Origin of the sequence: Streptosporangium sp. DT93 (genome assembly GCF_049844535.1) — a bacterium.
Lineage (GTDB): Bacteria > Actinomycetota > Actinomycetes > Streptosporangiales > Streptosporangiaceae > Streptosporangium.
In genome coordinates this window covers 384,951-409,274 of the sequence record NZ_JBNCLF010000002.1, presented here as the reverse complement: position 1 = coordinate 409,274, position 24,324 = coordinate 384,951, and the positions used below count along the sequence as shown (strand labels likewise).

Below are 24,324 nucleotides of genomic sequence, written 5' to 3'. Positions count from 1 at the left end.
GGGGGGGGGGGGGCGCGGGGGGGGGGGGGGGGGCCCCCTGGCGGGCGGGCCCCGGTGCACCAGCCCCGGGGGCCCCCACGCCGGGCCTCCCGCCGGTCCCCGCGCGCGGGGACCGATGAAACTTTCATGCCGACAGGGGCCGCCGCCCGTGATCACGGAGCGGAGCCGGTCCCCCCGCGATCACGGGGCGGACGACCTCCTCGTGATCGCGGAGGAGGCCGGCCCCCTCGCGACGGCCGCCCCCTGGTGATCACGGAGGGTGCCGGCCCTCCGTGATCACCGGGCGGGGATCAGTTCCTCGTGATGACGAAACTCGATCCCGGCTCCTTCACGACGTCGCCGTCGGCCGAGCCGCTGATCGTGACGTTCGTCAGCGTCGCGTTGCCACGGGCGCCGCCCATGGCCAGGACCCCGGCGCCGTTGTTGGACTTGGTGATCCTCACGTTGACGACGGCGACGTTCGGCATGTTGCCGCCGCCCGTCTTGAACTGGATGCCGTCGTAGGTCGAGTCGTGGATGTCGGTGTCACGGATGGTGACCCCGGTGATGTCCTTGGTCGACGGGAACAGCGTGATGGCGCCGAACTCCTGGTCCTCGTTCCAGAACGCGCCGCCACTGCGGTAGATCCCGTTGTTGGCGAGCAGCGTGGTCCCCGAGAAGGGCAGGGGGCTGTGGTCGGTCGCCAGCATGATGGCCGGGTAGTTCATCGTGTCGTAGATCAGGTTGTTCTCGGCGGAGTTGTCGTACCCGCCGTAGATCGCGATGCCGTTCGCCCGCCAGGGCAGCTGGATGGTGTTGTTGACGAAGTGGTTGTCGTGGGTGTTGTCGGCGGCCTGGTCCTTCACGGCCTGGTTGGCCCAGATCGCCAGGGCGTCGTCGCCGGTGGTGCGGAACGAGGAGTTGAACACCCTGGAGTTGCTCGTGCCGTTGGTGAAGTTGATGCCGTCGGCGTAGGTGTTGCGGATGCGCATGCCGCTGAACAGCAGGTTGTCGCCGGGACCCCACAGGGCGGGGATGTTGTCGTAGTCGCGGCCGACCCAGGCGCCCACGTTGGCGTGCTCGATCCACACGTTGGTGATCTTCGTGTTCTCGCCGAACCGGCCGTTCAGGCCCACGCCGCCCTCGTCGTTGCCGTCCCCGCCCCGGATGCGGCCCGAGCCGAAGATGGCGATGTCGGAGATCTGGGTGTTGCTGTCGATGTCGAAGCCGAAGTTGCCCTCGTGCGGGTGGTTGATGCCGCCCACCGCGTCCTGCGGCTCGGTCAGCGTGTAGAACTGGGAGTGCCACATGCCCGCGCCGCGGATGACGACGTCCCTGATGCCCACCTGGTTCCACTGACCCCGGTTCAGCGGGTCGTCGGTGAGGATCTTCTTCTCCTGGCGCCACTGCCCCGCCGGGATCCACACGCAGCCGATGACGCCGTTCTGGTCGTCGGTCACCGCCCGCTGCAGGGCGGCCGTGTCGTCGAGCCCGTCGTTGGGGATCGCGCCGTAGGTGGTGATCGAGGTGCATCCGGCCGGCTGGCTCGCCGGCGGCGCCACCTGCTCCAGGTCGATCAGGTCGATGATGTAGAACGAGGCCGTGTCGGAGGCGTCACGCTGCAGCCGGAACTTCGTCCCGGCCGGGTAGGTCTGCGACAGCAGCGCGTTGGACTCGTCGAACAGCCGCCGGGCGTCGGCCTGGGGGGTGTTCGTCAACGCCTCGGGGCCGTCGGTGTTGCCGTACAGCCAGCTGTGGCGTGAGGAGAGCGTCAGCTTCCTGGAGAAGGTGCCGTTGACGTAGAGGCTGATGCTCGCGTCGATGCCGCCGCCGTTCGGGGCGTCGGGGATGGAGTTGCGCACCACGATCGAGTTGGACGGCGCGGTCGAGGTGAACTCGACGAACTGCCCGGTGCTGTTCAGCCGCACCGACTTGCGCCCCGAGGACTCGGTGGCGAAGTTGGTGTGCCCGAAGGTGCGCAGCGGGTCGGCCTCCAGCAGGGTGCCCTGGTAGGTGGCGGCCTCGGCCTCGTACTCCGTCCACGGCACCGCGGCGCCGCGCCCGACCACGATGGCCTGCGAGAACGTGTTGTTGGTCTCGTTGGTCTCGGTGACGGTGTTCGTCGCGTCGGCGGTCGCGGTGAGCGTGGCGCCGCCGCTGACGGCGGTCCAGCTGCCGCTGACCGCGACGTTGGCGGTCGCGCCCGCGGCGATCGACGGGGTCGTGGTGTTGAGCGTGGTGCCGCCCGCCGTCAGGCGGGTGACCGTGGACACGCCCGTCGCCGCGCTGCCGCGGTTCCTCACCGCGACGGTGAACGTGACGGACGCGCCGACGGCCGGGTTCGCCGGGTTGGAGGTGATGCCGAGCACCTGCAGGTCCGGGCCGGGAGCCTCGGTGACCACCAGGGGCGAGGACGCGGTGAGGGTGTTGTTGTCCTCGTTCCGCTCGGCGACCGTGTTGTCGGCGTCGACCCTGGCGCCGACCGCGTAGCTGCCCGCGCCCCGGGTGCCGATGTTGTGGGTGACCGTGGCGCCGGCGCCGGCGGCCAGCGCGGGGATCGCGACGGTCGCCACCTGCGTGCCGGCGAGGGAGAGGGTGACGCTGTCGGCCGGGGAGGCCGCGTTGCCCGCGTTCCTGACCGTGGCCGACAGCGTGATCGCGCCGGTCTCGGTCGGGGTGGCCGGCGTCCACGACAGGTTCGTGACCGTGAGGTCGGGGTTCGGCGCGGGGGTGCCGAGGACCTGGAACTCGGCGACCTGCCCGCCGGGCGCGCCGCTGTTGGAGGTGAACCTCAGCTGGACGTCGGCGACGCTCGCGGACAGGTCGATCCGCACCGTGTTGCCCGAGGCCGGGTCGAAGGCGCGGTTGGCCGCCGACGCCAGGTTCTGGTAGGTCGTGGCGTTCTGCTCGCGGCCCAGGACCTGGATGTTCTGCGTGCGGGGGCCCCAGGAGGAGTCGGGGTTGAGCCTCACCACGACCGCGTTGACGGTGGCGTTGGCGCCGAGCTTGACGGTCAGCGTGTTCGGGAACGCCCCCGAGTTCGCCTCCCAGTAGGTGGCCGGGTTTCCGTCGTTCGCGTTGGTGGCGACGAAGTTGTGCACGTGGCCGGAGGCGACGATCTCCTTGCCGGTCGCCAGGTTCGTCCCGGGGTCGCCGGTGCCGGTGCGGGTCACCGCGTTGCTGTCGGCCGAGCGGTTGCCCGCCGCGTCCCTGGCGCGCACCGTGTACGTCACGGTCGCCGACGCCGGCTGGGTGTCGGTGTAGGTCAGCACGGTGCCGACGCCGCCCCGGAGCTGGCCGTTCGCGTAGACGTCGTAGCCGGTGACGCCCACGTTGTCGGTCGAGGCGTTCCAGGTGAGCCTGATCTGGCCGGTGGCCGGCTGGGTGAGGGCGAGGTTGCCGGGGGCCGAGGGGTTCTGGGTGTCGCCGGTGCCGGCGGCGCCGTAGATCTCGAACTCGGAGATCTGCGCGGCGGGCCAGCCGGTGTTGGCGGTGACGTTGACGCGCCAGTACCGGTGGGTCGCGGCGCCGAAGCCGATCGTGACCGTGTTGCCGGTGGCCGGGTCGAACGTGTGGTTCGCCGAGGCCACGACCGTGCTGTAGGTGGAGCCGTCGGAGCTTCCCTGGATCGAGAGCGTCTGGGTGCGGGTCTGCCAGACGGCCGGGGCGGGCACCTTCAGGACGATCCGGTCGACGCTCGTGGCGGCGCCCAGGTCGATCCGCGCCCACCCGGGGAAGCTGTTGTTGGCACTCTCCCAGTAGGTGGACTGGTCGCCGTCGTTGACGGCCGACACCTCACGGCCGGCCGTGGCGCTGCCGGCCTGGGTCGCCTTGCCCGGCGACAGGTTGGGGCCGGCCGCGGCGGAGGCCGGGACGGCCGCCCCCATCGCCAGCAGGCCGGTGGCGAGCATGGCCGCCACCAGCCTCAACGGTCCGAACGGCTTTCTCATCCGCGTTCCTCTGTCTCTCGTCATGCACGACGGGGTCGGGGCGTGAAGGCAGGCGCCCTCGGCGCTCACGGGTGGGGGGCAGATGCACGGCTACGGCGCGGTCCTGAGGAATTGCGAGGAGAATCAAAAATTAAGCATGAATTTGTAAGCTTCTTGCGAAGCGTTGGCCAAAGGTTACATACGTGCTACGGGCGCGTCAACGGCCGGAAAACGGCTTTCTGACACCCGCCGCGCGCATCCGGCACCCGGGCCACCCGGTCGCCGCACGCGGAGCCAGGCCGTCGCGCCCGGGCCGCCGGGTCGCCACACCCGGGCCGCCAGACCGTCGCGCCGACGGGGGGCGTGCCGGAGCCCGGGCCGGCGGCACGACGCCGGCCCGGTGGCGATCGAGGGCGACTACGAGGACGACACGTCGATCACGCGGTCGCGCAACCACCGGTGGGCCGGGTCCGCGTCGAGCCGGACGTGCCACATCAGCGAGACCGTCACCTCGGGAGCCCGGAAGGGCAGTTCGAAGGAGCACATCCCTCCCCGCAGGTCCGCGGTGTGACGCTCCGGGACGGTGGCGACCAGGTCCGAGGCCCTCGCCAGCGCCAGCGCGGCGCCGAAACCGTCCACGACCGTGACGACCTCCCGCTCGTGGCCCGTCGCGCGGAGGGCGCCGTCCACCAGCCCCTCCGTCAGGCCGCGCCGCGAGACGTGCACGTGCCGCGAGGAGGCGTACCGGGTCGCCGTCACCTCTCCGGCGCTCAGCGGGTGCTCGTCTCGCACCACCCCGACGAAGCGGTCGGTGAACAGGGGCTCGCTCAGCACGTCGGGAGGCAGGGCGTCCTCGACGACGCCCGTCTCGAGGTCGACCGCGCCCTCGCGCAGGGAGGCGATGTCCTTCCTGGTCCTCCGCAGGAACCGCAGCCGCACGCCGGGCGCCTCGCGTCCGACCTCCGCCACCAGCGCGGGCCCGAACCTCTCCACGAACCCGTCACTGCCGCGCAGCGTGAAGGTCCGCTCCAGCGTCGCCAAATCCAGCCTCCCGGCGGGCCGCAGGACGGCCTCGGCCTCCTGGACCAGGGCGCGCACACGGTCGCGCAGCTCCACGGCGCGGGGCGTGGGCACCAGCCCCCGGCCGGCCCGCACCAGCAGCGGATCGCCCGTGACCCGCCGCAGCCGCGCGAGTGCGCGGCTCATCGCGGACGGGCTGAGCGCGAGCCGTTCACCCGCCCGCGTCACGCTGCCCTCCTCGAGCAGGACGTCCAGGGTGACCAGCAGGTTGAGATCAGGACGGATCATTCGCGGAGGATCTCACGGATCGACGCTGGCATGGCGTTGCGTGCACAAGTGGCTTGCCATCATTGCGTCTTCCGCCAGGTAAGAGCGGCACCTAGGTTCGTGACGACCCCATCGCCCACCGCCCCCGTCACCCGCCGACCCCACAGCCCGCCGACCCCACAGGAAGAGGCCGTCACCGTGAGAGCACCAGCCGAACCCGGGCAGGCACCGCCGCCCCACCGCCCACCCCAGGCCCGGGCACTCGCCGCCCTGTCGCTGTGCACGCTGCTGCCCTCGCTCGGCACCGGCATCGCCAACGTCGCCCTGCCGACCGTCGCCGGGGCCTTCGACGCCGCCTTCAACGACGTCCAGTGGGTCGTGATCGCCTATCTCCTGGCCGTCACGACCCTGATCGTCGGCGCGGGCCGGCTCGGCGACCTCGTGGGCCGGCGTCACGTCCTGCGGGGTGGCGTGGCCGTGTTCACGCTCGCGACGCTGCTGAGCGGTCTCGCCCCGAACCTTCCGGCCCTGGTCGCCGCCCGGGCGCTCCAGGGAGCCGGAGCCGCGTGCATGATGGCGCTGACCATGGCCATCGTCGGCGAGACGGTGCCCAAGGAGCGCACCGGCGGGGTCATGGGGCTGCTCGGGACGATGTCGGCGGTCGGCACGGCGCTGGGGCCCGGCCTCGGTGGCGTCCTGGTCGCGGCCTTCGGCTGGCGCGCGGTCTTCCTCGCCGTCGTGCCGCCCGGCCTCCTCGCGCTCGCGCTCGTCTTCGGGGCGACGCCCGGCCCCGCACCGGCGGCGACCCCCGTACGCGGGCGGTTCGACCGCGTGGGCACCGCGTTGCTGGCGATCACACTGGGGACCTACGCGCTGGCCGTGACGATCGAGGGGAACTCCTTCGGCCCGCTCACCGCCGGGCTTCTCCTCGCCTCGGGGGCGGGTCTGGCCCTGTTCGTCGTCACCGAGCGCCGGGTCGCGTTCCCGTTGCTGACCCTGTCGACGTTCCGCGACCCTGTCCTCGCCGCCGGGCTGACGACGAGCGCCCTGGTCTCGACCGTCATGATGACCACGCTCGTCGTGGGGCCCTTCCACCTGTCCTGGGCACTCGGCCTCGACCCGGCCCTCGCCGGCCTGGTGATGTCGGCGGGCCCCGCCGTGTCCGCCCTCGCCGGCGTCCCGGCGGGCCGCGCCACCGATCGTCTCGGGGCCGGGACCATGGTGGTGGCCGGGCTCGCCGTCATCATCGGCGGCGCCGTGGCACTCTCCCTGACGCCCACGGCCGCCGGGGTCGCCGGGTACGTCGTGCCCCTGGTCGTCGTCACCACCGGGTACGCCCTGTTCCAGGCGGCCAACAACACCGCGGTGATGAGGGACGTCCCCCCGGACCGGCGTGGCCTGCTGTCGGGCACGCTGAACCTCTCCCGCAACCTCGGGCTCATGACCGGCGCGTCGGTCATGGGGGCCGTCTTCGCCTTCGCCGCGGGCGTGAGGGACGTCAGCACCGCCACACCGGCGGAGGTGGCCCGCGGGACGCACTGGACCTTCGCCGTCGCGGCCCTCCTCGTGACCTTCGGGCTGGTCGTGGTCCTGCTTCTCCGGCCGCGTCCCGGCCCCCGCCCGGCCACGGCACCGACGCCCGTCGCGGCGGCCCCGGCCGGCGATCGGACCGGCCCGTGACGGGGCCCGGCCCGGCTCAGCTCAGCTCGGCCCGGCTCGGCTCGGCCCGGCTCGGCCCGGCTCGGACTCGGGCGCGGCCGGGAAGGGGTCAGGAGTGCGAGCGTTCGTCCACCACCTGCACCAGTTTGCCGGTGCGCGGGTTCGTCACCAGCTCGGAGGGCCGCACCCATTCGATCGACAGGGGGTGGATGAAGCCCAGGCCCACGTACTCGGGGTACATCGGGCGGGCCTCGTGGACGGCGTCGATCAGCCTCCCGGTCAGCTCCGCCGGGGGCTCCTCGACGTGGGCGAGCCGGAGCACCAGGCCGTCCTTGCCGTCCCAGCGGCGCTGCACGAGCTGCACCCCGGACACGACCCGGCCGGAGTCGGCCGAGGCGAGCGCCGCGCGGACGTCCTCGGTCCTCATCGTCACCATCGCCACCCTGGCGCCCTCGATCGTCCTGCCGACCAGCCGGAACCGGCGACGCTCGTCGTCGACCCACTCGGCCAGGTCCCCGACCGGATACCGGATGATCGGCATCAGGGTGCGGAAGAGGTTGGTGACCACCACCCGGCCCGGTACGCCGGGGACGGTGATCGGCTCGCCGGTCACCTCGTCGACCACCTCCACGATCGTGCGGTCGGGGAAGGCCTCGTGGACCCGCGGGTCGTCGCCCGGCACCGGCCCGCCGATCAGCCCGCCGTCCACCGACGCGTACCCGAGCGAGGCGATCGCGGCCTTGGGGAAGGCCCTGTTGAGCTGGGGCCGCAGGTCGTCGAAGAGGAGGTCGCCGGCGAACAGCAGCAGCTCCACCGTGTCGGCCGCCTGCCCCCTGGCGCTGACCGTCTCGGCCACCGCGCCGAGCTTCATCGGCGGGCCCGCCAGCACGTTGACGCCGAAGACGGTGATCAGGTCGGCGACGTACTCGTTCGTCGTGGAGCCGCCGACGGGCAGCCGCACGTTCTCCACCGGGGCGTGGTGCAGGGCGTTCTCGATGTAGAGGAACCCCCCGTACAGCTCCCCGGCGAAGAACAGGTTCGCCACCTTGTGTCCCGGCCTCAATCCGGCCCTGACCATGCCGGCCCCGAACGCGGTCACCGAGTCCGCGTGCTCGGTGCGGGTCCACGGGGAGAACTTCGGCGCCCCGGTGGTGCCGCCGGAGGTGTACACGCCGGCGTCGGTCAGCGGCCCGGTCAGCAGCCGGTTGTCCGGCCAGGTGTTCGCGGCCCAGAACGCCTTCTGGTCGATGATCGGCAGTTGGGTGAGGTCGGAGACGACCTCCGGCACGTCACGGTACAGCTCCGCGTAGAACGGGGAGTTGCGCCGGGCGAGGTCGACCAGGTCCTGCAGTGGTTTGGCGGGCATGTATCGCTTCCTGTCTGGCCGGTGTGCCGGGTCGGCACCGTCGGATCGAGGGGGATCGGAACGGGGCGCGGGCGGCACGCGGCGACGGCCGCCCTCATCGCGGGGACCTCATCGCGGCGGCCGTCGCGACGCCCTCGTCGTGGCGCCCTCGTCGTGGCGGCCGTCGTGACGGCCTCGTCGCGGGACCTCATCGCGGTGGCCTCCCGGGGATGCCGGAGACCATCACGCTCTGCCCGCGGAACTCGGCGACGACCTCGCCCGAGGCGCGCCGCACCGTCACGTCGTACACGCCGCCCCTGCCGTGGCGGACGCGTTCCACCGCCTCGGCCACCAGCTGGTCGCCGGCGGCGGCCGGGCGCAGGAACGTCACCTGCGCGCTGTGCGCCAGCGTGACCGGGCCGTGGGTGTTGCACGCGTAGGAGAACGCGGCGTCGGCGAGGAGGAACAGGTACCCGCCGTGGGCGATGCCGAACGCGTTCAGCATGTCCTCCGAGACGCGCATGCGCAGCCGTGCCCGCCCGGTGGCGACCTCCTCGACGACGATGCCGAGCGACCGGCAGGCCGGGTCCTCCACCTCCGCGGCGCGGGAGGGCTCCCTGTCCGCGCTCACGCCGGCCTCACCGTCGCCTCGGGGCCCGCGACCCAGGTCCTGGCCAGGGCCTGGACGGCCGAGCCGTCCCCGTCGGCGAGCTTGTGCGCCAGGTACTCGGCCACCCGGTCACTTGTCGGGACGCGGAACGGCGGATCCTCCTCGGTCAGCGTGCGCACCACCACCTCGGCCACCTCCCACATCGACTGGCTCGCCCCTCCCCAGCCCTGGCCGACCACCCGGTCGAGGTAGTCGGCGAACGTCGGCGCGTACGGCCCGGAGGCGGCCCGGATCGTCTCCCGGTTGACGTCGGGGAAGTAGCCGAACCGGGTGTCGCGCACGAAGCCGGGGACGATCACGCAGACCTTCACGCCGTGCCGGGCCGCGACCGGCGCGAGACTCTCCATGAAGCCCTCGACGGCGAACTTCGCCGCCGCGTACGCCTCGTTGAAGGGCTGGCCGACGACCCCGTGGACGCTGCCGACGCTCAGCAGGCGGCCCCCGCAGGCACGCAGCAGCGGCATCGCGACCCGGCTCACGGCGACGACCCCGAAGAAGTTCACCTCCAGGTTGGCCCGCAGGGCCTCCATCGTCGACATCTCCATCGTGGGGTCGAAGTTGGAGATCCCGGCGTTGTTGACCACCGCGTCCAGCCGTCCGTAGGTGTCCCGTACCCCCTGGAGGCAGGTGGCGACGGACTCCTCGTCGGTGACGTCGAGGCGGCGGAGGTCCAGCGTGACCCCCGCCTCGCCGGCCGCCTCCCGCAGGGCGTGCGCCCCGTCCGGGTCGCGTGCCGTCGCCACCACGGAGAACCCCGCCCTGGCCGCGGTGACCGCGGTCGCCAGGCCGATGCCCGACGACGTCCCCGTGATCAGCACGGTCCCGCGCCGCGCCGTCACGCCGTGCTTCCCGAGGGCTGCGGCTCGGCCTGGCGTCCGGCCCGGTCGAGCAGTGGCTGGAGCCCCAGTGCCGGCAGGAACGACAGGGCGGCCAGCAGCGTGCCGGCGACCATGACCGTCCTGGTGGCGTTGAGCACGCCCAGGTCGCCGGTCAGCAGGGTGACCCCCAGGCCGCCCAGGAAGGCGGCCAGCGGGATCACGCCCCAGGTGACGGTGCGGAAGGCCGCGTGCGTCACCCCCTGGTTGTCGGCCGCCATCCGCGACTGCCGGATCGGGGCGCTGCAGACGTTGATGCACGACATGAAGAAGCCGTAGCACCCGATGGTCACGCCGATCACGAGCGCGGGCGGCAGCGCGGGCGCGGCCAGGACGCCCACGCCGGCCAGGCAGTGCAGCAGCAGCGCCCACGCCATGGTCCGCCCGAGGCCCAGCCTGCCGGCGATCCTGGGCGCGACGACCGCGCCGATCACCGCGCCGACGGCCGCCGCGGACATCACCGCCCCGAACACGCCGACCGAGACGCCCAGTCCCTGGTAGGCGAGCACCGGCAGGACCGTGACGAAGACGGGCCCGCCCGAGTTCAGGGTCACGGCGGCGACGATCACGCGGCGCAGGACCGGGTCGGCCCAGTTCAGTTTGAACCCCAGGGACAGCCGCGACATCACCGAGCCGTGCTGGACCGTCCTGTTCCCCCAGGGCCGCATGGAGCGGAAGCAGACGGCCGAGACCAGGTAGGTCGCCGCGTCCACGAGCAGCGAGGCCACCCCGAGCGCGTGGTACAGCCCCGCGGCCACCGAGGGCCCGGCCACCTCCGACACCGTCCTGCTGCCCTCCAGGCGCGAGTACGCCCCGACCAGGCCCTCCTGCGGCACCGCGGCGGGCACGGCCACGAGGTACCCGACGTTGAAGAAGATCGTGGCGCCGCTGATCAGCGCCACGGAGGTGAACAGCACCGGCGTCGACAGCACCCCCGACCAGTAGGCCACGGGGATGAGCAGCACCGCCGCCAGCCTCACGAGGTCGCACATCACCAGGGTCAGGCGCTGGTCCCACCGGTCGACCAGCACGCCGGCGATCGGTCCCAGCAGGGGGATGCCGAGGTACTGGGCCATGGCCACGAGGCCCACCTCGAACGGCGAGGCGCCCAGCGCGAAGATCATCAGGGTGGGCACCACGAACACCGTGATCCGGTCCCCGAGCAGGCTCACCGTCTGGCCGCCCCAGAGCAGGTTGAACTCCCGGCCCAGAGAGCGCCGGGAGCCGGAGCCCGCGGAGCCCTGGGAGTCCGTGACATCCCGAGGGTCCGTGAAATCCTGGGAGCCCGCGGAGCCCGCGGAGCCCGCAGAGCCCGCAGAGCCCTGGGAGTCCTGGGAGTCCTGGGAGTCCGGCGGCCTCACGGCTCCTCCCTGACGACGAAGGCCGCGGTCTTCCCGGTGCGGTCGTTGCCGACCAGCGCGTCGACGACCTCCACCCGGAACGACCCGGGGTCGTGCTGGAACGCCGTGCTGAGCGTGAACGTCGAGGACAGCAGGTCCGCGCGCAGCCGCTCCGCCAGGTCCGGCGGCGCGGCGGGACCGGTGAGCAGCAGCACGTCCACCGTGGAGACCCGGCCCCGCTGCTCGGTGACGAGGACCTGTGCCCGGGTGACACCGGGTTCCCGCTCGGCCCGCTCGACGACGTCGTTCACGTGCAGTCCCAGTCCGCGTACCTGCACCACCGAGTCCCGGCGGCCCAGGACCCGCATGGCCCTGTCCTGGCGGCCGCACCCGCACGTCACGAGCCGGCCCGCGTCGCCGGTCCGGTAGCGCAGCACCGGGTTGAGCATGTCCGGGTTGAGGGTGGTGAAGTCCAGCAGCTCGTCCTCGCCCACGTGCACCAGCTGGTCCGGCAGGGTGTGGAAGACGTCCGGCGGGCACCGCGGGGTGTTGGTGCCGACGACCCAGGTCTCGGTGCTCCCGAACATGCCCCAGCGGCGCGCCGACGGCGCGACCTCCGCCATGTCCTCGTCGAGCTGCGGGTGCCACGCCTCCCCGAGCCAGAGCACCTTGCGCAGCGCGGGAAGGCGTATCCCGGCCGTCCGGGCGTGCGCGAACCACAGCCGCAGCACGCTCGGCGTGCCGCCGAACGCGGTCACGCCCCTGGCGGCGAAGAACGCCAGCCAGTCGCCGTACTCCTCCCTGCCGACCGAGCCCAGCGCGATGACGTCGCAGCCGGACAGGTCGGCGAAGGCGGCGGCCAGGAAGTGGGCGCCCCACATGCGGCCCGCGCCCCAGCCGTTGACGAAGACGTCGTCGCGCTCCAGGGGGCGCCACTGCTCGTACACGCCCTCCATGTAGAACCCGGTGGGGGCGTGGCCGACCTTGGGCGCGCCGGTGCTGCCGCCGCTCTGGAAGATCCAGGTGGCGCCGCGCTCGGCCTTCGGGCTCAGGTGCGCAAGGGCCACGTTCAGGTCGTCCTTCACCAGGACCGGGAGGGCGGCGACGTCCCCCAGCGTGAGCACCTTCTCGTGGCCCGCGTACCGCGGCGCGAGCTCCGGCACGCTCCGCAGGCGCTCCAGCGACCGCCGGGAGACGCCCAGGCGCGGCTCGGCCGCCTCGGGCGACAGCGAGAACGACGCGGCCGTGTCGTCGCCGGGCGACGGCGAGGACGACGCGGCCGTGCCGTCATCGGGCGACGGCGAGAACGGCACGGCCGTGTCGTCGCCGGACGGTGGCGAGAACGATTCGGTCATGTCAGAACCAGCTTTCAATGGTCGTGTCCGCGGCGCCCGAGGCCAGCCACCGGGCGTGGGCGTCGCGGTAGGCGATCCAGCGCGCCCGGGTGATGTCCCGCTGGAGCCTGCGCTCCGGATCGCCGTAGTCGGGGGCGATCACGCCGTCGGGTTCGAGCTCGGAGAACCAGAAGCGCTCGCCGTCGAACAGGAAGTCGACGCAGAAGAACGGGACGGGCACCTTGCGGTAGAAGTACGCCGTCGCCTCCGCCAGCTCGGCCGGGACCGGCGGGAACTCCATCGTGGCGCCCCGGCTGGCGTTGGCGACCGGCGAGCCGGGCTCGGGGATCCGCTTCATCACGGCGTACGGCTCGCCGTCGACGACGTAGACCCGGTAGTCGACCGTGCCCTCGCCCAGGTAGGGCTGGATGACGAGGGTGGTGTCGCCGCCCTGCGCCAGGCTGGCGAGCCCCCGGACCTCCTCGGAGTCGCGGGCCAGGTTCACCCCGCCGCCGCCGCACCATCCGGCCGGCTTGACGATGGCCGGGTAGGTCAGGTCCTTCAGCGCCACCTCGTACAGGTGCTTGCCCACGTCCCGCCCGGTGCCGATGCGGAGCGTGGGGATCACCGGGACGGGCGAGTCCCTCAGGTGGAGCATCGTGGCCATCTTGTCGTTGGCGACGGCCGACAGGCCCGGCGGGAACGACAGGTAGAAGCCGGCCTTCTCCAGCACCGCGTACAGCGCGTACTGGTTGAACACGTCCATGGACTGGTAGGGCAGCGAGTACAGCGCGGTGATGAAGAGCGTGTCCTCGGGGGTGACGAGCTCGTCGTCGACGTGGACGCGCGGCCGGCCGGGCCCCAGGAGGTCGACCGTCACGGCGTCGGGTGCGTGCCTGGTCCAGCTCAGGCCGAGTTCCGCGGCCACCTCGGCGTAGACGTCCCAGAAGAAGTCGTGCCACATCGCGGCCGCCCGGCTCGACTCCCTGTCGGGGAAGATCCAGCACATGCGGCGCAGCGTGCTCGCGGCGGGGGTCGTCGGGGTCACTCTCGTCCCTCTCCTTCGGTCCACCAGCGGCGGCCCGGCTCGGGCAGGCTGTCGATCGGGTCGTAGAAGGGGAACCGGCGGTCCGGGGAGCCGTCGCGGCCGAGTCCCGTCCCGTGGTTCCCGGCCCAGTAGGAGATGCCGCGTTCCCGGTCGTACTCGACCACCTGGTGCACCCAGCGCTTGCCGGCGTAGGGCACGTCGCACACGATGCGCGGCGTCGCGTAGCCCGGCAGGTAGCCCATGATCGCCTCCTGGAGGCGCTGGGCCTCGTGGACCGGGACGCGCCAGTGCTCCGCGTTGGGGATCATGTCGCAGAGGTAGAGGTAGTAGGGCAGGATGCCCGCCTCGCCCTGCAGGGCGAAGCACAGGTCGAGCAGGTCGGCCGGGGTGGTGTTCACCCCTCGCAGGAGCACGCCCTGGTTGCGCACGTCCCGTACCCCCGCGTCCAGCAGGGCCCTGGCGGCCTCGGCCACCAGCGGCGTCACCGACCGGACGTGGTTGGCGTGGGTGTGCACGGCCAGGTTCACCCCGCGGCGCCGCGCGAGGGCGGCGATCCTGGCCATCCCCTCCAGGACGGCGGGCTGGAGCCAGTGCTGCGGCAGGCCGACCAGCGCCTTGGTCGCCAGGCGGATGTCGCGCACGGACTCCAGTTCCAGCAGCCGCAGCACGAACGTCTCCAGCCGGGGCCAGGGCACGTTGGCCACGTCGCCGCCGGAGACCACCACGTCCCGCACGCCGGGCGTGCGTTTGAGGTAGTCCAGCATCAGCTCCTGCCGGTCGACCGGCTTGAGGACGAGCTGGGCCTTGACGACCTGCGGGGTCGAGGTGCCGACCAGGTCCATCCGGGTGCAGTGCCCGCAGTACTGGGGGCAGGTGGACAGCAGCTCGGCCAGGACCTTGGTCGGGTAGCGGTGGGTCAGCCCCTCCACCACCCACATCTCCGCCTCGTGGAGCGAGTCGCGCCGCGAGCGCGGGTGGCTGGGCCAGCGCGGGTGGCGGTCCGAGCCCACCGGCAGCATGTACCGGCGGGTCGGGTCCGCCATGAACTCCTCCGTGAAGGAGGCGGGGTCGCTCCCGCCGTGCGGCGCCATCACGTTGAGCATCTGCGGCGGGATCAGCATGGACATGGTCGCGAACCGCTCCACGTCGGCCGCCAGGTCGGCGTAGAAGGAGTCCTGGAGCAGGTCTCCCATGACGGCGCGCAGCTGCCGGGCGTTCTTCACGCAGTGGGCGCGCTGCCACTGGGCGTCGCGCCACTGCGCCTCGCCGACGCCGCGCCAGCCCGGTAATCGCCGCCAGTCCGGCTCGGCGAGCGGCCGGCGCGCGTAGGCGTACGGCCGGTGGGGGGCCTCGGGGGTCATCCGGCGAACATCGTCGCGTGCCGGGTGCGAAGCTCGCGCTTGAGCACCTTGCCGGTGGGGCCGAGGGGAAAATCGTCGTCGGACCGTACGACGATCACCGCGTCGAGCGTGGCGAGGCCCGCGTCGGTGAGGGCCTTGTTGGCCGTCTCCCGCACGTCGTCGGCGGTGACGTCGCCGGCGTCGGCCTGCAGCCGCACCACGGCGATCGGGCGCTGCCCCTCCCCCGCCCTGCCGGGTACGCCGACGACCGAGCAGTCCTGGACGAGGCCGGCGCAGTCGGCGATGAGGACCTCCTCGACGGGCAGGCTGTAGACCGGCCCGTCGAGGGTCTCGATGACGTCCACGGTCCGGTCGAGATGGTAGAAGTTGCCCTCGCCGTCCCGGTGGGCCACGTCGCCGGTGAGCCAGTAGCCGTTGAGCTCGAAGCTGCGGGTCAGTCTCGGGTCGTTCCAGTACCCCGGGGTACGGGAGGGCGTGATCACCGCGAGCAGGCCCACGGTGCCGTCGGGGACCTCCTCGCCGTTCTCGTCGAGCACCGCGGCCCTGGTCACCGCCTCCTGGGCCTTGCCCACGCAGCGGTCGTCGCGCGGGGTCTCCGGCGTGGTCACCTGGCCGAAGAGCGCCATCCCCATCTCCGAGGAGCCGAGGCCGTCGACGAACTGGGAGCCGGGGAGGGGTTCGTCCGCCGCGGCGCCGCTCGGGACCAGCCACGGCCTGATCAGTCCGGCGGGCCGCTCGCCGAGCTGCACCAGCCGCCTGATGTGCCCGTGGTGCGCGCTGTCGCCGGTGTTGAACCAGGAGTGGACCCTCGCCGCCCCCCTGACCGGAAGCTCTCCGGTGGCGAGCTCGACGAACGTGCGGGGGAAGGAGGCCACCATGGTCGGCTGGAACGCCTCCATGACCGGCTCCACGACCACGCGCCGCCAGTCCGACATGACCACGGTCGGCAGCCCGAGCAGCACGGCGGTGAGGAAGTAGCTGAGCCCGCCCGCGTGGGTGTGCGGCATGAGGGACATCAGCCTGTCGTACGGCTCGGCGGGGAAGCGGAGCATGCGGGGCTGTTTGCCGTCCCAGAACTGCCGGTGGCCCAGGATCGTCGACTTGGGGGTGCCGGTGGTGCCGGAGGAGTGGATCAGCGCCACGACGTCGTCCGGGGCGTGCCGGTAGGGGTAGTCGGCGGGAAGCGCGTCCACGTCGGCGTCGTGGGCCCGCACCTCCGAGGCCAGGGCGATGAACCGCGGCCTGTTGCGGGGGTCGTCGCGGTAGGCGAACTGCAGCCGGGTCGGGTCGTCGGCCACGACGCCGACGACCCCGACGTGGTCGAGGTAGCGGAGCATGATGTCGGGCCGCATCGCGTCGTTGATCATCGCCGGTACGGCGCCGAGCGCCGTGAGCGCCAGGAAGTGCAGCAGCGGCTCCAGGCCCTCCCCCACCACGACGCCCACCGGGTCGCCGGGCAGCACGCCGTTGGCCCGGTACCAGGTGGCGTAGCGGTCCCGCAGCGCCGCGAGGTCGGTCAGGCTGTGGCCGCGCAGCACCACGTGGCCGCGGTGGTCGGTGTGGTGGGCGTACACGAACGGCACCCCGCGGTGGGGGTTGCCCTCCAGGGCGTACTGCAGGAAGTTCCCCGCGCCGAGCTCCGGCTCGGTCATCAGCGATCGCCGGACCGGCAGTGGCGCGATCGAGGTGGAGTCAGGCATGGACGTCCCTCCGTGTGTACGTTGCGATGATCTCCTCGGCCGCCCGGTGCCCCGATCGGACGGCGCCTTCCATCAGGCCGAAGAACGCGGTGCTCGTCTCGGTGCCGGCCCAGTGCACCCGCCGGTGCGGGGTCGTCAGATGGGGGCCCAGGCGCAGCCAGTCCCCCGGTCCGAAGAGCGCCGCGTAACATCCCCGGCTGTAGTCCTCGCCGACCCAGTCGGTGGCGTGGAACCCGATCGGCGACGGCAGGCCGGGGAACAGCCGCGCGGCCTGGGCGAACGCCCGCTCGCGCCGCTCGTCCCCGGGCAGCCGGGCGAACCGGTGCGCCTCCCCGCCGGTCACGAATCCGGTCAGCACGCCCACCGCGCCGTCCGCGGGCGAGTCGTCCACGGTGGACAGCAGGGGGCCCCGCGCGCTGACCGACCAGCCGGACAGCCCGTGCTCGCGCCAGGCGGGCGCCGGGTACACCAGGTGCACCTTGACCGCGCAGCCGGGCGCCGTGCGCCGGGTGGAGCGGGGTGCGGGCAGGGCGGGACGGTGGTCGATCGTGCCGGCCAGGGACGGCGGCACCGCGACCACCACGGCCTCGGCCCGCAGCGATCCGGCGGGGGTCGTCACGGTCACGCCGTCGTCGTCCTGGTGGATCGCGCGCACCGGCTCGTTCAGGCGTACCCGGCCGGCCAGTCCCGCGGCCAGCCGTTCGCACAGCAGGTGCGCCCCTCCGGCGATCCGGTGCTCCTGCGCGCCGCCCTCGAAGGCGTTCAGGTAGCGGATCCCGCCTCCCGAGCGCAGGTAGAACGCCATGTGCAGGACGGACACGTCCGCCGGGTCGGCGGCCATCATCTCGCCGAGGAACAGCGGGAAGAACAATCGCGCGTCCGGGTGGCGCAGGTGCTCGCGCGCCCACTCGGCCGCGGTGAGCCTGTCGAGGCGGGCGGCGTCCGGCGCCGACCACGGGGCGTCCGTCCCCGAGGTGCGGACCAGTTCGTCCAGCGCGTCGAACATCTCGCCGAGCGCGACCGCGGACAGCGGCGGGAACCGGCCGGGCCTGGTGCGCTCGTCGCCGCCGAGCGCGAAGCGGCTGTCGCCGGCCACGGTGGCCGGTGTCGTGCCCAGGCCCAGCCCGGTCATCAGCGCGGTCAGCGCGGTGTGACGGTCCCCCAGGTACGCCGCGCCGGCGTCCACCCAGCTGCCGGGCGCGACCTCGATGCCGTGCGTGCGGCCCCCGACCCGGTCGCGTGCCTCCAGGACGGTGACCTCGACGCCGCGCGCCGCGAGGCCCGCGGCGGCGGTGAGGCCCGCCAGCCCGGCCCCGACGACGACGACGCTCACGTCAGGCTCGCGATCTTCTTGCACAGGGCCTCGGGGGTCGGCGCGTCCATGAAGTCGTCGAAGTCCAGCTCCACGCCGCTGCTGCGCGCGACCGCGCTCAGGACACGGGTGGCGAGCAGGGAGTCCCCGCCCAGGAGGAAGAAGTCGGAGTCCGCGCTGACCTCATCGCTTTCCAAGACACGTCTAAATATGTCGGTTAAATCCCCTACGTCCATGGAACGCCCCTTTCAGGTGGTGGTGGACGCATAGCGCCGGTGTGAGCCCGCCCGGTCGACCTTCCCGCCGGTCGTGTGGACGAGCTCCGGCACGACCGTGACCCGGCCGGGCACGAGATGGCCCGGGAGCCGGTCGCGCAGGTGGTTCAGGACCTCCTCGGCCAGCGCCGCGGCGCCGCCGGGCGAGCGCGGCACGACGTAGGCCGCGAGCGTGGTGTGGTCGCCGACGGTGACCCCCGCCACCGCCACGGCGGCCACGCGCGGGTGACCGGCGATCTGGGCCTCCACCTCGGCCGGATTCACCCGGACGCCGCGCACCTTGAGCTCGTGGTCGAGCCTGCCCTCGTGGACGAGCACTCCGCCGGGCCCCCGGCTGACCCGGTCGCCGGTACGGAAGTAACGCTCGGGGCCGTTGCCGAGATCGATCTCGACGAACCGCTCCGCGTTCGCGTCGGGCCTGCCCCCGTATCCCAGCGCCAGTGACGGGCCGCCGACGAGCAGCTCGCCCTCCTCGCCCAGGTGCTGCAGGACGTGGGGCAGGGGGCGTCCGATCGGCACCCGCTCTCCGGCCTCCCACGGCGCCGTCCGGGGTTCCGCGAGGGGTCCGTGCAGGTCGACGGCATGGGTGACCAGGGTGGTCTCCGTGCACCCGTAGGTGTTGACCAGGCGGATCGCGCCGGTGCCGAGCGCGCACCAGTCCGCCAGCCGGACGGGGCTGACCGCCTCCCCGCCGACGACGACCGTCCGCACGGACGCGGGGAGCGTCGCCGACTCGTCCACCAGGTGGCGTACCAGCTCGTGCCAGAACGCCGAGGGCAGGTCCAGGACGGTGACCCGCTCGGCGTCGAGCATCCGCAGCATCCGCCGGAAGGACCCCGAGTGGGCGTGGTCGTGGAAGACCAGCGTCGCGCCCGCGGTGAGCGTGGGCAGGATCTCCTCGAAGCAGGTGTCCCAGTTCAGCGACGCGAACTGCAGCACGCGGTCCGCCGGGGTGATGCCGAACAGGTCCCGCAGCGCGCCGGTCGCGACGGCGATGGCCCCGCGCGGGGTCACCACCGGTTTCGGCTCCCCGGTGGAGCCGGAGGTGAACAGGACGTACGCCGGATCGTCCGCGGCGAAGGACACCGGCCCGGTTCCGGGCGCGTCCACGATTTCGGCGAGGCCGGGAGGTTCCACCGCGCGCACCCCCGGCGGCAGCGACGTCCCCGGCCCGGCGGTGAGCACCAGGCGGCATCCGCTCGCCGCCATCGCCGCCCGCCGCCTCGGCTCCGGGTACGCCGGATCGACGGGGAGGTACGTGCCGCCCGCGGCCAGCGTGCCGAGCAGGCCGGCCACGGTGGCCGGCGACCGCGACGTGACGACCCCGACCACTCCGGGATCCGGGCCGAGCCTTCGGGCCGTGGCACGCACCCACGTGTCGAGTTCGGTGTAGGTAAGAGATCGGCCGTTGTGCGTTATCGCCGTCCGATCCGGGTTTCGGCTGACCGTATCGGCGAATGCCCTTATCACGTCGTGGTGCGGGTCGGGCACGTTCGCGCCTTCCTAGGACGTCATACTAAACGCCTGGGATGGTATACCAGGTGGCGCTTTGTCACGAGATATAAAAATTGCCCTTATTCCAGCGAAGGGCATGGAGGTAAGACCGATTTCCGGTCAGAACCGCAAACCCGGAAAACTTCCGCCGAAAACACCCGCAGCCATTCTGAACTGCGGTGATGACCGTACGGTGAGCGCGAGGAGATCGCGTCCCACCGGCGATAGGGACATCGACTCCGGCTGGTCGAGCGGACCGTTTATCGGCTTTTCGGCTACCGGTGCCCGCCCCCGCCACGAACGTCACCTCAACGCCTACCTGGCCTTTTTCTCTGCCGCTACAGCCGATCCGCTGAAAACGACATCTCAAAATTGTCATTCGGGACACAGTTTTGATTCCATGCGGCCGTGCGCGTACGCACCCGCCCCCCACCCGGGCCCGGACGGAGGAATTGTCAGTTCTTGTGGTTCTCGAATGCCCCGCGGGGCTCGAGGCCGTCGACCGGGAGCCGCGGAGTCCTCACCGGCGGGTCCCCGGCACGACGCCACCCGGCGAAGGAGGGCCCGGCCGGTTCGCGGGCCACGGGTCGCCGGGCTCTTCGGCCGGGCGGCTATGCCGTCGTCGTGTTCAGCCATTCCAGGTACGGGGCCAGGCCGCCGTCGATCCTCGTGAAGGCCTAGATGTGCCGCGGGCGGGTCAGGGCCGGGCGGGCAGCTCGAACTGGACGCAGGTCATGCCGCGCATGTCGAGCCAGGCCCGGCCGGACGCGCGGACCAGGCGGAAGACGACCTCCTCGCACCCCGGGCAGCGGGCCACCAGGCCCGGGGCGTGGGTGTAGAGGTGCGCCTCGGCCAGCGCGAGGGACCGGTCGCAGGCGGAGCAGCGGCCGGTGGCGGCGGTCAGGTCGACGGCGAAGACGTCGCGCAGGGCTCCCCCCGCGGCGTTGCCGTCGATGTGGTCCTGGGTCATGATCGTCCTCCACTGGGGCCGAAGCGTTCCGTGCGGATCAGGCCGGGGTCGTGCCCGGCGGAGACGAGCAGGTCGGCGACCGTCTCGACGAAGCCGGTGGGCCCGCAGACGAAGACGGCGGGTTCCCGCTCCGGGGGCCAGACGGCCCGCGCGAGCAGGTCCGCGTCCACGCGGGCCGGGGGACGTCCCCACCCCTCGGGCGCCCGGCGCGTGTAGGCGCGGGTGACCTCCAGGCCGGAGCCGTCGGCGGCCAGGCGTTCCAGCTCGGCCTGGTAGAGGGCCGTCCCGGGCTCGCGCGTGGAGTACAGCAGCCGGAACGGCGCGTCGGCACCGGCGGCCGCGCGGGCGCGGATCATCGCCATCAGCGGGACCACGCCGGAGCCGCCCGCGACGAGCTGCACGGGTTCCGGCGTCTCGGGACGCCAGACGAACCAGCCGCCGATCGGGCCGCGCACCTCCAGCGGGTCGCCCGGCGCCAGGACGCGCGCGAGGTAGGGGGAGACCTCACCGTCGGGCAGCACCTCGACGGTGAGCTCCACCCGGTCCCCGTCCGGGGCCGAGGCGATGGAGTACGAGCGCTGGGTGGAGTAGCCGTCGGGGGCGGTGAGCCGCACGTCGAGGTGCTGGCCGGCCAGGTGGCCCGGCCAGCCCGGCAGGTCCAGGACGATCGTGCGTGCCCCGGGGGTCTCGTCGCGCACGGCGGTGACCGTGGCGACCCGCCAGGTCAGTCGCCCCAGTACCGTTGCTCGCGCCATGGGTCTCCGTAGTTGTGGTAGCCGACGCCCTCCCAGAACCCCGGCCGGTCCTCGTCGAGGAGCCGGATGCCGCGCACCCACTTGGCGCTCTTCCACAGGTAGAGGTGCGGCACGAGCAGCCGGGCGGGCCCGCCGTGCTCGGGGTCGAGGGGTTCGCCGTCGTAGCGGGTGGCGATCCAGGCCCGCCCGTCGAGGAGGTCCTCCAGCGGGAGGTTGGTGGTGTAGCCGCCGTAGGAGTGCGCCAGGGCGTACTCCGCGGACGTCTCCACCCCGGCCAGCAGGGTGTCCAGCGACACCCCCTCCCAGGCGGTGGCGAGCTTGGACCACTTGGTGACGCAGTGCAGGTCGACCGTGAACCGCTCGGTGGGCAGCGCGTTCAGCTCCGTCCAGTCCCAGCGGGTCGTCTCACCGGTCTCGGTGACGATCTCGAAGGCCCACTCGTCGGCGGGGACGTGCGGGGTGGGTCCGGCCGAGAGGACGGGGAAGTCCTCGGTGAGGTACTGCCCCGGCGGCAGATCCGGGTTGGCGGCACGACGGCGGCCGAAGAACCCGGGCGAGACGACGCCCATGACGCCCACCTCCCTGTACGTGACGGGATCCTGCCGGTCCGGGCGGTCCCGCCGCCGGCCGGCGGCCGTGACGGTCCCCGGACCGGTCGCGACACGGACGGACGCGACAGGTAAATCTCATCACACTCGGTCAGATACCCAGTAACCGGGCGTATCCGCAGGGGGCGGCGTTCACGGCGGCCCGCCCCATGCCAACGAAGCACATGCGTCCTTTTGTCAGGATTTACCGCACGTAGTGCTACATCGTCCGAGATAGGCGCATATGAGAGAGGAGCGATGTTTCCGATCGTGGACCGATCGACGGAGGATCCCATGCTTCGAAAGCTGATCATTGTGCTGGCCGCCGTCCTGGCCATGACGGGCGGCACCGCCGCCGCCGCGATCTCGCCGCCCCCGCCGCCGCCCCCGCCGCCCACCGGCTCGCCCCCGCCACCGCCGCCGCCCCCGGCGCCCGGCGGTTCCGCCCCGGGCTCGCCGCAGGCCGCCAACCGGCAGGACAGGGACTTCCTCGTCAAGGCGCACCAGTCCAACCTCTCCGAGATCGAGGCGGGAAAGGCGGCCCAGCAGAAGACCGCCGACCCGTCGGGCCGGCCGAACGCCACCACCGTCCGCGAACTCGGCGAGATGTTCATCGCCGACCACACGAAGCTCGACGCGACCGTACGGCAGGTGGCCGCCCGGCTCCGTGTCGAGCTCCCGCCCGCGCCCGCGCCGGCGCAGCGTGAGCAGCTCGACAAGGTCGCGGCGCTGAACGGCGCCGAGTTCGACAAGGCCTGGATCACCGCGGAGCTCGCCGGTCACCGGGCGACCCTCGCCGCCGTGGACAAGGAGATCGCGAGCGGCGCCTCGCCCGAGGTGAAGCAGATCGCCGTCACCGCCAGGCCGGTCGTGCAGAAGCACATCGACCTGCTGCTCCAGGCCGAGGAGAGCCCGGCGCCCGGCCCGTCGGAGAGCTGAGCGGCGTCACCGGCGACGGACCGGCCGAGGGTCACGGCGATCCCGGCTCGGCCCGCCGCCGGTACCGCGCGCGGGCCAGGTCGTGGGCCGCGCGGAGCAGCTCACGTACCACCGGGTCCGTCCGCGGCCCCGGGTTCACCACGGCCAGCCAGCCCAGGGCGCCGTAGACGGGGTGGGCGATCACGGTGTCCGTCACGCTCGGGTCGGTCCCGTCGGGCTCCGGGTCGCGCGGCCTGCGGCCCGTACGCTCGGCGAACGCGTCCGTGCCGGCGGAGACGTTGACGCGGAAGGCGCCGGGGCGGTCCAGGCGGGAGCGCTCGTCGCCCGGGTAGTCCTTCGTCACGATCGTCGCGAAGGGCTGGCCCCTCTCCGGGACCCTGCCGTCGGGCGCGTGGTAGAAGAACGCGTCGCCCCAGCTGATCTCGGGTGAGCCGTCACCGGGTGCCGGCCTGAGGGTCAGGACCCCTTCGAGGTCGCCGAGGAACGCGATGATCTCGTCGATGCTCATGTGTTGTAGCGTTTCATTCATGCTCCTGTGGAGACTTTCCCCCGTCGATGCCCAGGCGGGCCGGGGAGAAGTCGCAAGGCGCCCGTCATGAGGACGGTCGACGTCGCACGGCGCGCCGGGTGCTCGGTCCAGCACGTGCGCGACCTGGAGCACGACGGCGTGCTGCCCCCGGCGGCGCGCACCGCAACGGGGTACCGGGTCTACGACGAGACGCACGTGCGGTCGGCGCTGGCCTACCGGGCCCTCGCGGCCGGCACCGGCCCTGTCGAGGCCAGGCGGATCATGCGCGCGGTCCGCACGCGTCCCCTCCCCGAGCTGCTCGCCCTGCTGGACGCGGCGCACGCCCGGCTCGACGCGGAGCGGCGCGATGTCGGCCTGGCCAGGCGGGCCGCCGCGACGATCTCCGAGGAGCCGATCGGCGACGTACGCCCGTCGGACGCCATGAGCGTCTCCGAGCTCGCCGTCGCGCTGGGGGTGCGGCCCTCGACGTTGCGGCACTGGGACGCCGAGGGTCTCGTCGTGCCCCGCCGCGCCTCCCCGGGAGGGCCCCGGCGCTACCTCCCCGGCGACGTCCGGGACGCGCGGATCGTCCACCAGCTCCGCAGGGCCGGCCACCGCATCGCCCCGCTCCGCGCGCTGATGCCGGAGCTTCGGGGCGCCCGCCGCCGGGACGAGGTGACGGCCGCGCTGGCCGCCCGGGATGCGAGCGTCGACGCCCGTTCCCGGGCCCTCCTGGACGCCGCCGCCGCGCTCGCCGCGCTGATCCCGCCGGTGTGAGCCGCCCGCCGCGCTTCGGGGACCGGCTGAGCCGGTCCCCGGCCGCGCGGTGTTCCCGTCCCGCCCCGCCGGGCCCCGCCACCCCGCGGGGCGGGGGCCCGCCGGGGGGGCCGGCGGGGGCTACGGGGTGGGGGGGGGCCCCCCCCCCCGGGCCGGGTGGGGGTGGGCGCGCCCGCGCGG

The 24,324-nt window shown here is 73.0% G+C and carries 20 protein-coding genes; 3 read left to right on the top strand and 17 right to left on the bottom strand.

All coding sequences use genetic code 11. The features are described 5' to 3' along the window. Positions 1-290: 290 nt before the first annotated feature. Together ACLQ2R_RS07010 and ACLQ2R_RS07005 are read right to left on the bottom strand one after the other, a co-directional pair. On the bottom strand, positions 291-3,929 hold the full coding sequence (locus ACLQ2R_RS07010; protein ID WP_425958504.1) for a CARDB domain-containing protein: 3,639 nt from the start codon (positions 3,927-3,929) through the stop codon (positions 291-293). Positions 3,930-4,325: 396 nt separating this feature from the next. Further along, the gene (locus tag ACLQ2R_RS07005) at positions 4,326-5,216 is read right to left on the bottom strand and encodes a LysR family transcriptional regulator (protein WP_425958503.1); all 891 of its coding nucleotides are present in this window, start codon (positions 5,214-5,216) and stop codon (positions 4,326-4,328) included. Positions 5,217-5,393: 177 nt separating this feature from the next. Between ACLQ2R_RS07005 and ACLQ2R_RS07000 the strand changes: the two genes are divergently transcribed. Then, the gene (locus ACLQ2R_RS07000) at positions 5,394-6,875 is read left to right on the top strand and encodes an MFS transporter (RefSeq protein WP_425958502.1); all 1,482 of its coding nucleotides are present in this window, start codon (positions 5,394-5,396) and stop codon (positions 6,873-6,875) included. A gap of 88 nt (positions 6,876-6,963) precedes the next feature. Here the strand turns inward: ACLQ2R_RS07000 and ACLQ2R_RS06995 are convergent, their stop codons facing one another. From ACLQ2R_RS06995 to ACLQ2R_RS06930, 14 genes are all read right to left on the bottom strand, one after another. Beyond that, on the bottom strand, positions 6,964-8,220 hold the full coding sequence (locus ACLQ2R_RS06995; protein ID WP_425958501.1) for a hypothetical protein: 1,257 nt from the start codon (positions 8,218-8,220) through the stop codon (positions 6,964-6,966). 187 nt (positions 8,221-8,407) lie between these two features. Then, positions 8,408-8,830, bottom strand: a complete 423-nt coding sequence (gene paaI, locus ACLQ2R_RS06990) for a hydroxyphenylacetyl-CoA thioesterase PaaI (protein ID WP_425958500.1) — start codon at positions 8,828-8,830, stop codon at positions 8,408-8,410. Then, positions 8,827-9,708, bottom strand: a complete 882-nt coding sequence (locus ACLQ2R_RS06985) for an SDR family NAD(P)-dependent oxidoreductase (RefSeq protein ID WP_425958499.1) — start codon at positions 9,706-9,708, stop codon at positions 8,827-8,829. The genes paaI and ACLQ2R_RS06985 overlap by 4 nt, the downstream gene beginning before the upstream one ends. Continuing rightward, positions 9,705-11,105 carry an MFS transporter gene (locus tag ACLQ2R_RS06980; protein WP_425958498.1) on the bottom strand — a complete coding sequence of 467 codons (1,401 nt, stop codon included), beginning with the start codon at positions 11,103-11,105 and terminating at the stop codon, positions 9,705-9,707. The genes ACLQ2R_RS06985 and ACLQ2R_RS06980 overlap by 4 nt, the downstream gene beginning before the upstream one ends. Continuing rightward, positions 11,102-12,439, bottom strand: a complete 1,338-nt coding sequence (locus tag ACLQ2R_RS06975; RefSeq protein ID WP_425958497.1) for an AMP-binding protein — start codon at positions 12,437-12,439, stop codon at positions 11,102-11,104. The genes ACLQ2R_RS06980 and ACLQ2R_RS06975 overlap by 4 nt, the downstream gene beginning before the upstream one ends. A gap of 1 nt (position 12,440) precedes the next feature. Next, positions 12,441-13,466 (bottom strand): ATP-grasp domain-containing protein, encoded by a 1,026-nt coding sequence (locus ACLQ2R_RS06970; protein WP_425958496.1) that lies wholly within the window; start codon positions 13,464-13,466, stop codon positions 12,441-12,443. Continuing rightward, complete coding sequence (locus ACLQ2R_RS06965) at positions 13,463-14,827, bottom strand: KamA family radical SAM protein (protein WP_425958494.1); 1,365 nt, start codon at positions 14,825-14,827, stop codon at positions 13,463-13,465. Before ACLQ2R_RS06965 ends, ACLQ2R_RS06970 begins: the two co-directional genes overlap by 4 nt. Next, positions 14,824-16,527, bottom strand: a complete 1,704-nt coding sequence (locus ACLQ2R_RS06960; protein WP_425958493.1) for a class I adenylate-forming enzyme family protein — start codon at positions 16,525-16,527, stop codon at positions 14,824-14,826. Before ACLQ2R_RS06960 ends, ACLQ2R_RS06965 begins: the two co-directional genes overlap by 4 nt. After that, positions 16,520-17,860 carry a flavin monoamine oxidase family protein gene (locus tag ACLQ2R_RS06955; protein WP_425958491.1) on the bottom strand — a complete coding sequence of 447 codons (1,341 nt, stop codon included), beginning with the start codon at positions 17,858-17,860 and terminating at the stop codon, positions 16,520-16,522. The genes ACLQ2R_RS06960 and ACLQ2R_RS06955 overlap by 8 nt, the downstream gene beginning before the upstream one ends. Beyond that, positions 17,857-18,075, bottom strand: coding sequence for a phosphopantetheine-binding protein (locus ACLQ2R_RS06950; RefSeq protein WP_425958490.1), 219 nt, complete (start codon positions 18,073-18,075; stop codon positions 17,857-17,859). The genes ACLQ2R_RS06955 and ACLQ2R_RS06950 overlap by 4 nt, the downstream gene beginning before the upstream one ends. 12 nt (positions 18,076-18,087) lie before the next feature. Next, the gene (locus tag ACLQ2R_RS06945) at positions 18,088-19,584 is read right to left on the bottom strand and encodes an amino acid adenylation domain-containing protein (RefSeq protein WP_425958667.1); all 1,497 of its coding nucleotides are present in this window, start codon (positions 19,582-19,584) and stop codon (positions 18,088-18,090) included. A 721-nt stretch (positions 19,585-20,305) separates the two neighbouring features. After that, a complete protein-coding gene (locus ACLQ2R_RS06940) occupies positions 20,306-20,578 on the bottom strand; it encodes a DUF6510 family protein (RefSeq protein WP_425958489.1) in 273 nt (90 codons plus the stop codon). Continuing rightward, positions 20,575-21,333, bottom strand: a complete 759-nt coding sequence (locus ACLQ2R_RS06935; RefSeq protein ID WP_425958488.1) for a ferredoxin reductase — start codon at positions 21,331-21,333, stop codon at positions 20,575-20,577. Before ACLQ2R_RS06935 ends, ACLQ2R_RS06940 begins: the two co-directional genes overlap by 4 nt. Continuing rightward, on the bottom strand, positions 21,303-21,902 hold the full coding sequence (locus ACLQ2R_RS06930) for a sulfite oxidase-like oxidoreductase (protein ID WP_425958487.1): 600 nt from the start codon (positions 21,900-21,902) through the stop codon (positions 21,303-21,305). The genes ACLQ2R_RS06935 and ACLQ2R_RS06930 overlap by 31 nt, the downstream gene beginning before the upstream one ends. A gap of 312 nt (positions 21,903-22,214) precedes the next feature. On the opposite strand from ACLQ2R_RS06930, the gene ACLQ2R_RS06925 reads away from it, so the two are divergent. Beyond that, complete coding sequence (locus ACLQ2R_RS06925) at positions 22,215-22,859, top strand: DUF4142 domain-containing protein (protein ID WP_425958486.1); 645 nt, start codon at positions 22,215-22,217, stop codon at positions 22,857-22,859. A 31-nt stretch (positions 22,860-22,890) separates the two neighbouring features. On the opposite strand, the gene ACLQ2R_RS06920 is transcribed toward ACLQ2R_RS06925, so the two are convergent. Continuing rightward, complete coding sequence (locus ACLQ2R_RS06920; RefSeq protein WP_425958485.1) at positions 22,891-23,367, bottom strand: DUF6194 family protein; 477 nt, start codon at positions 23,365-23,367, stop codon at positions 22,891-22,893. 87 nt (positions 23,368-23,454) lie between these two features. On the opposite strand from ACLQ2R_RS06920, the gene ACLQ2R_RS06915 reads away from it, so the two are divergent. Further along, positions 23,455-24,144 (top strand): MerR family transcriptional regulator, encoded by a 690-nt coding sequence (locus tag ACLQ2R_RS06915; RefSeq protein ID WP_425958484.1) that lies wholly within the window; start codon positions 23,455-23,457, stop codon positions 24,142-24,144. Positions 24,145-24,324: the final 180 nt, after the last annotated feature.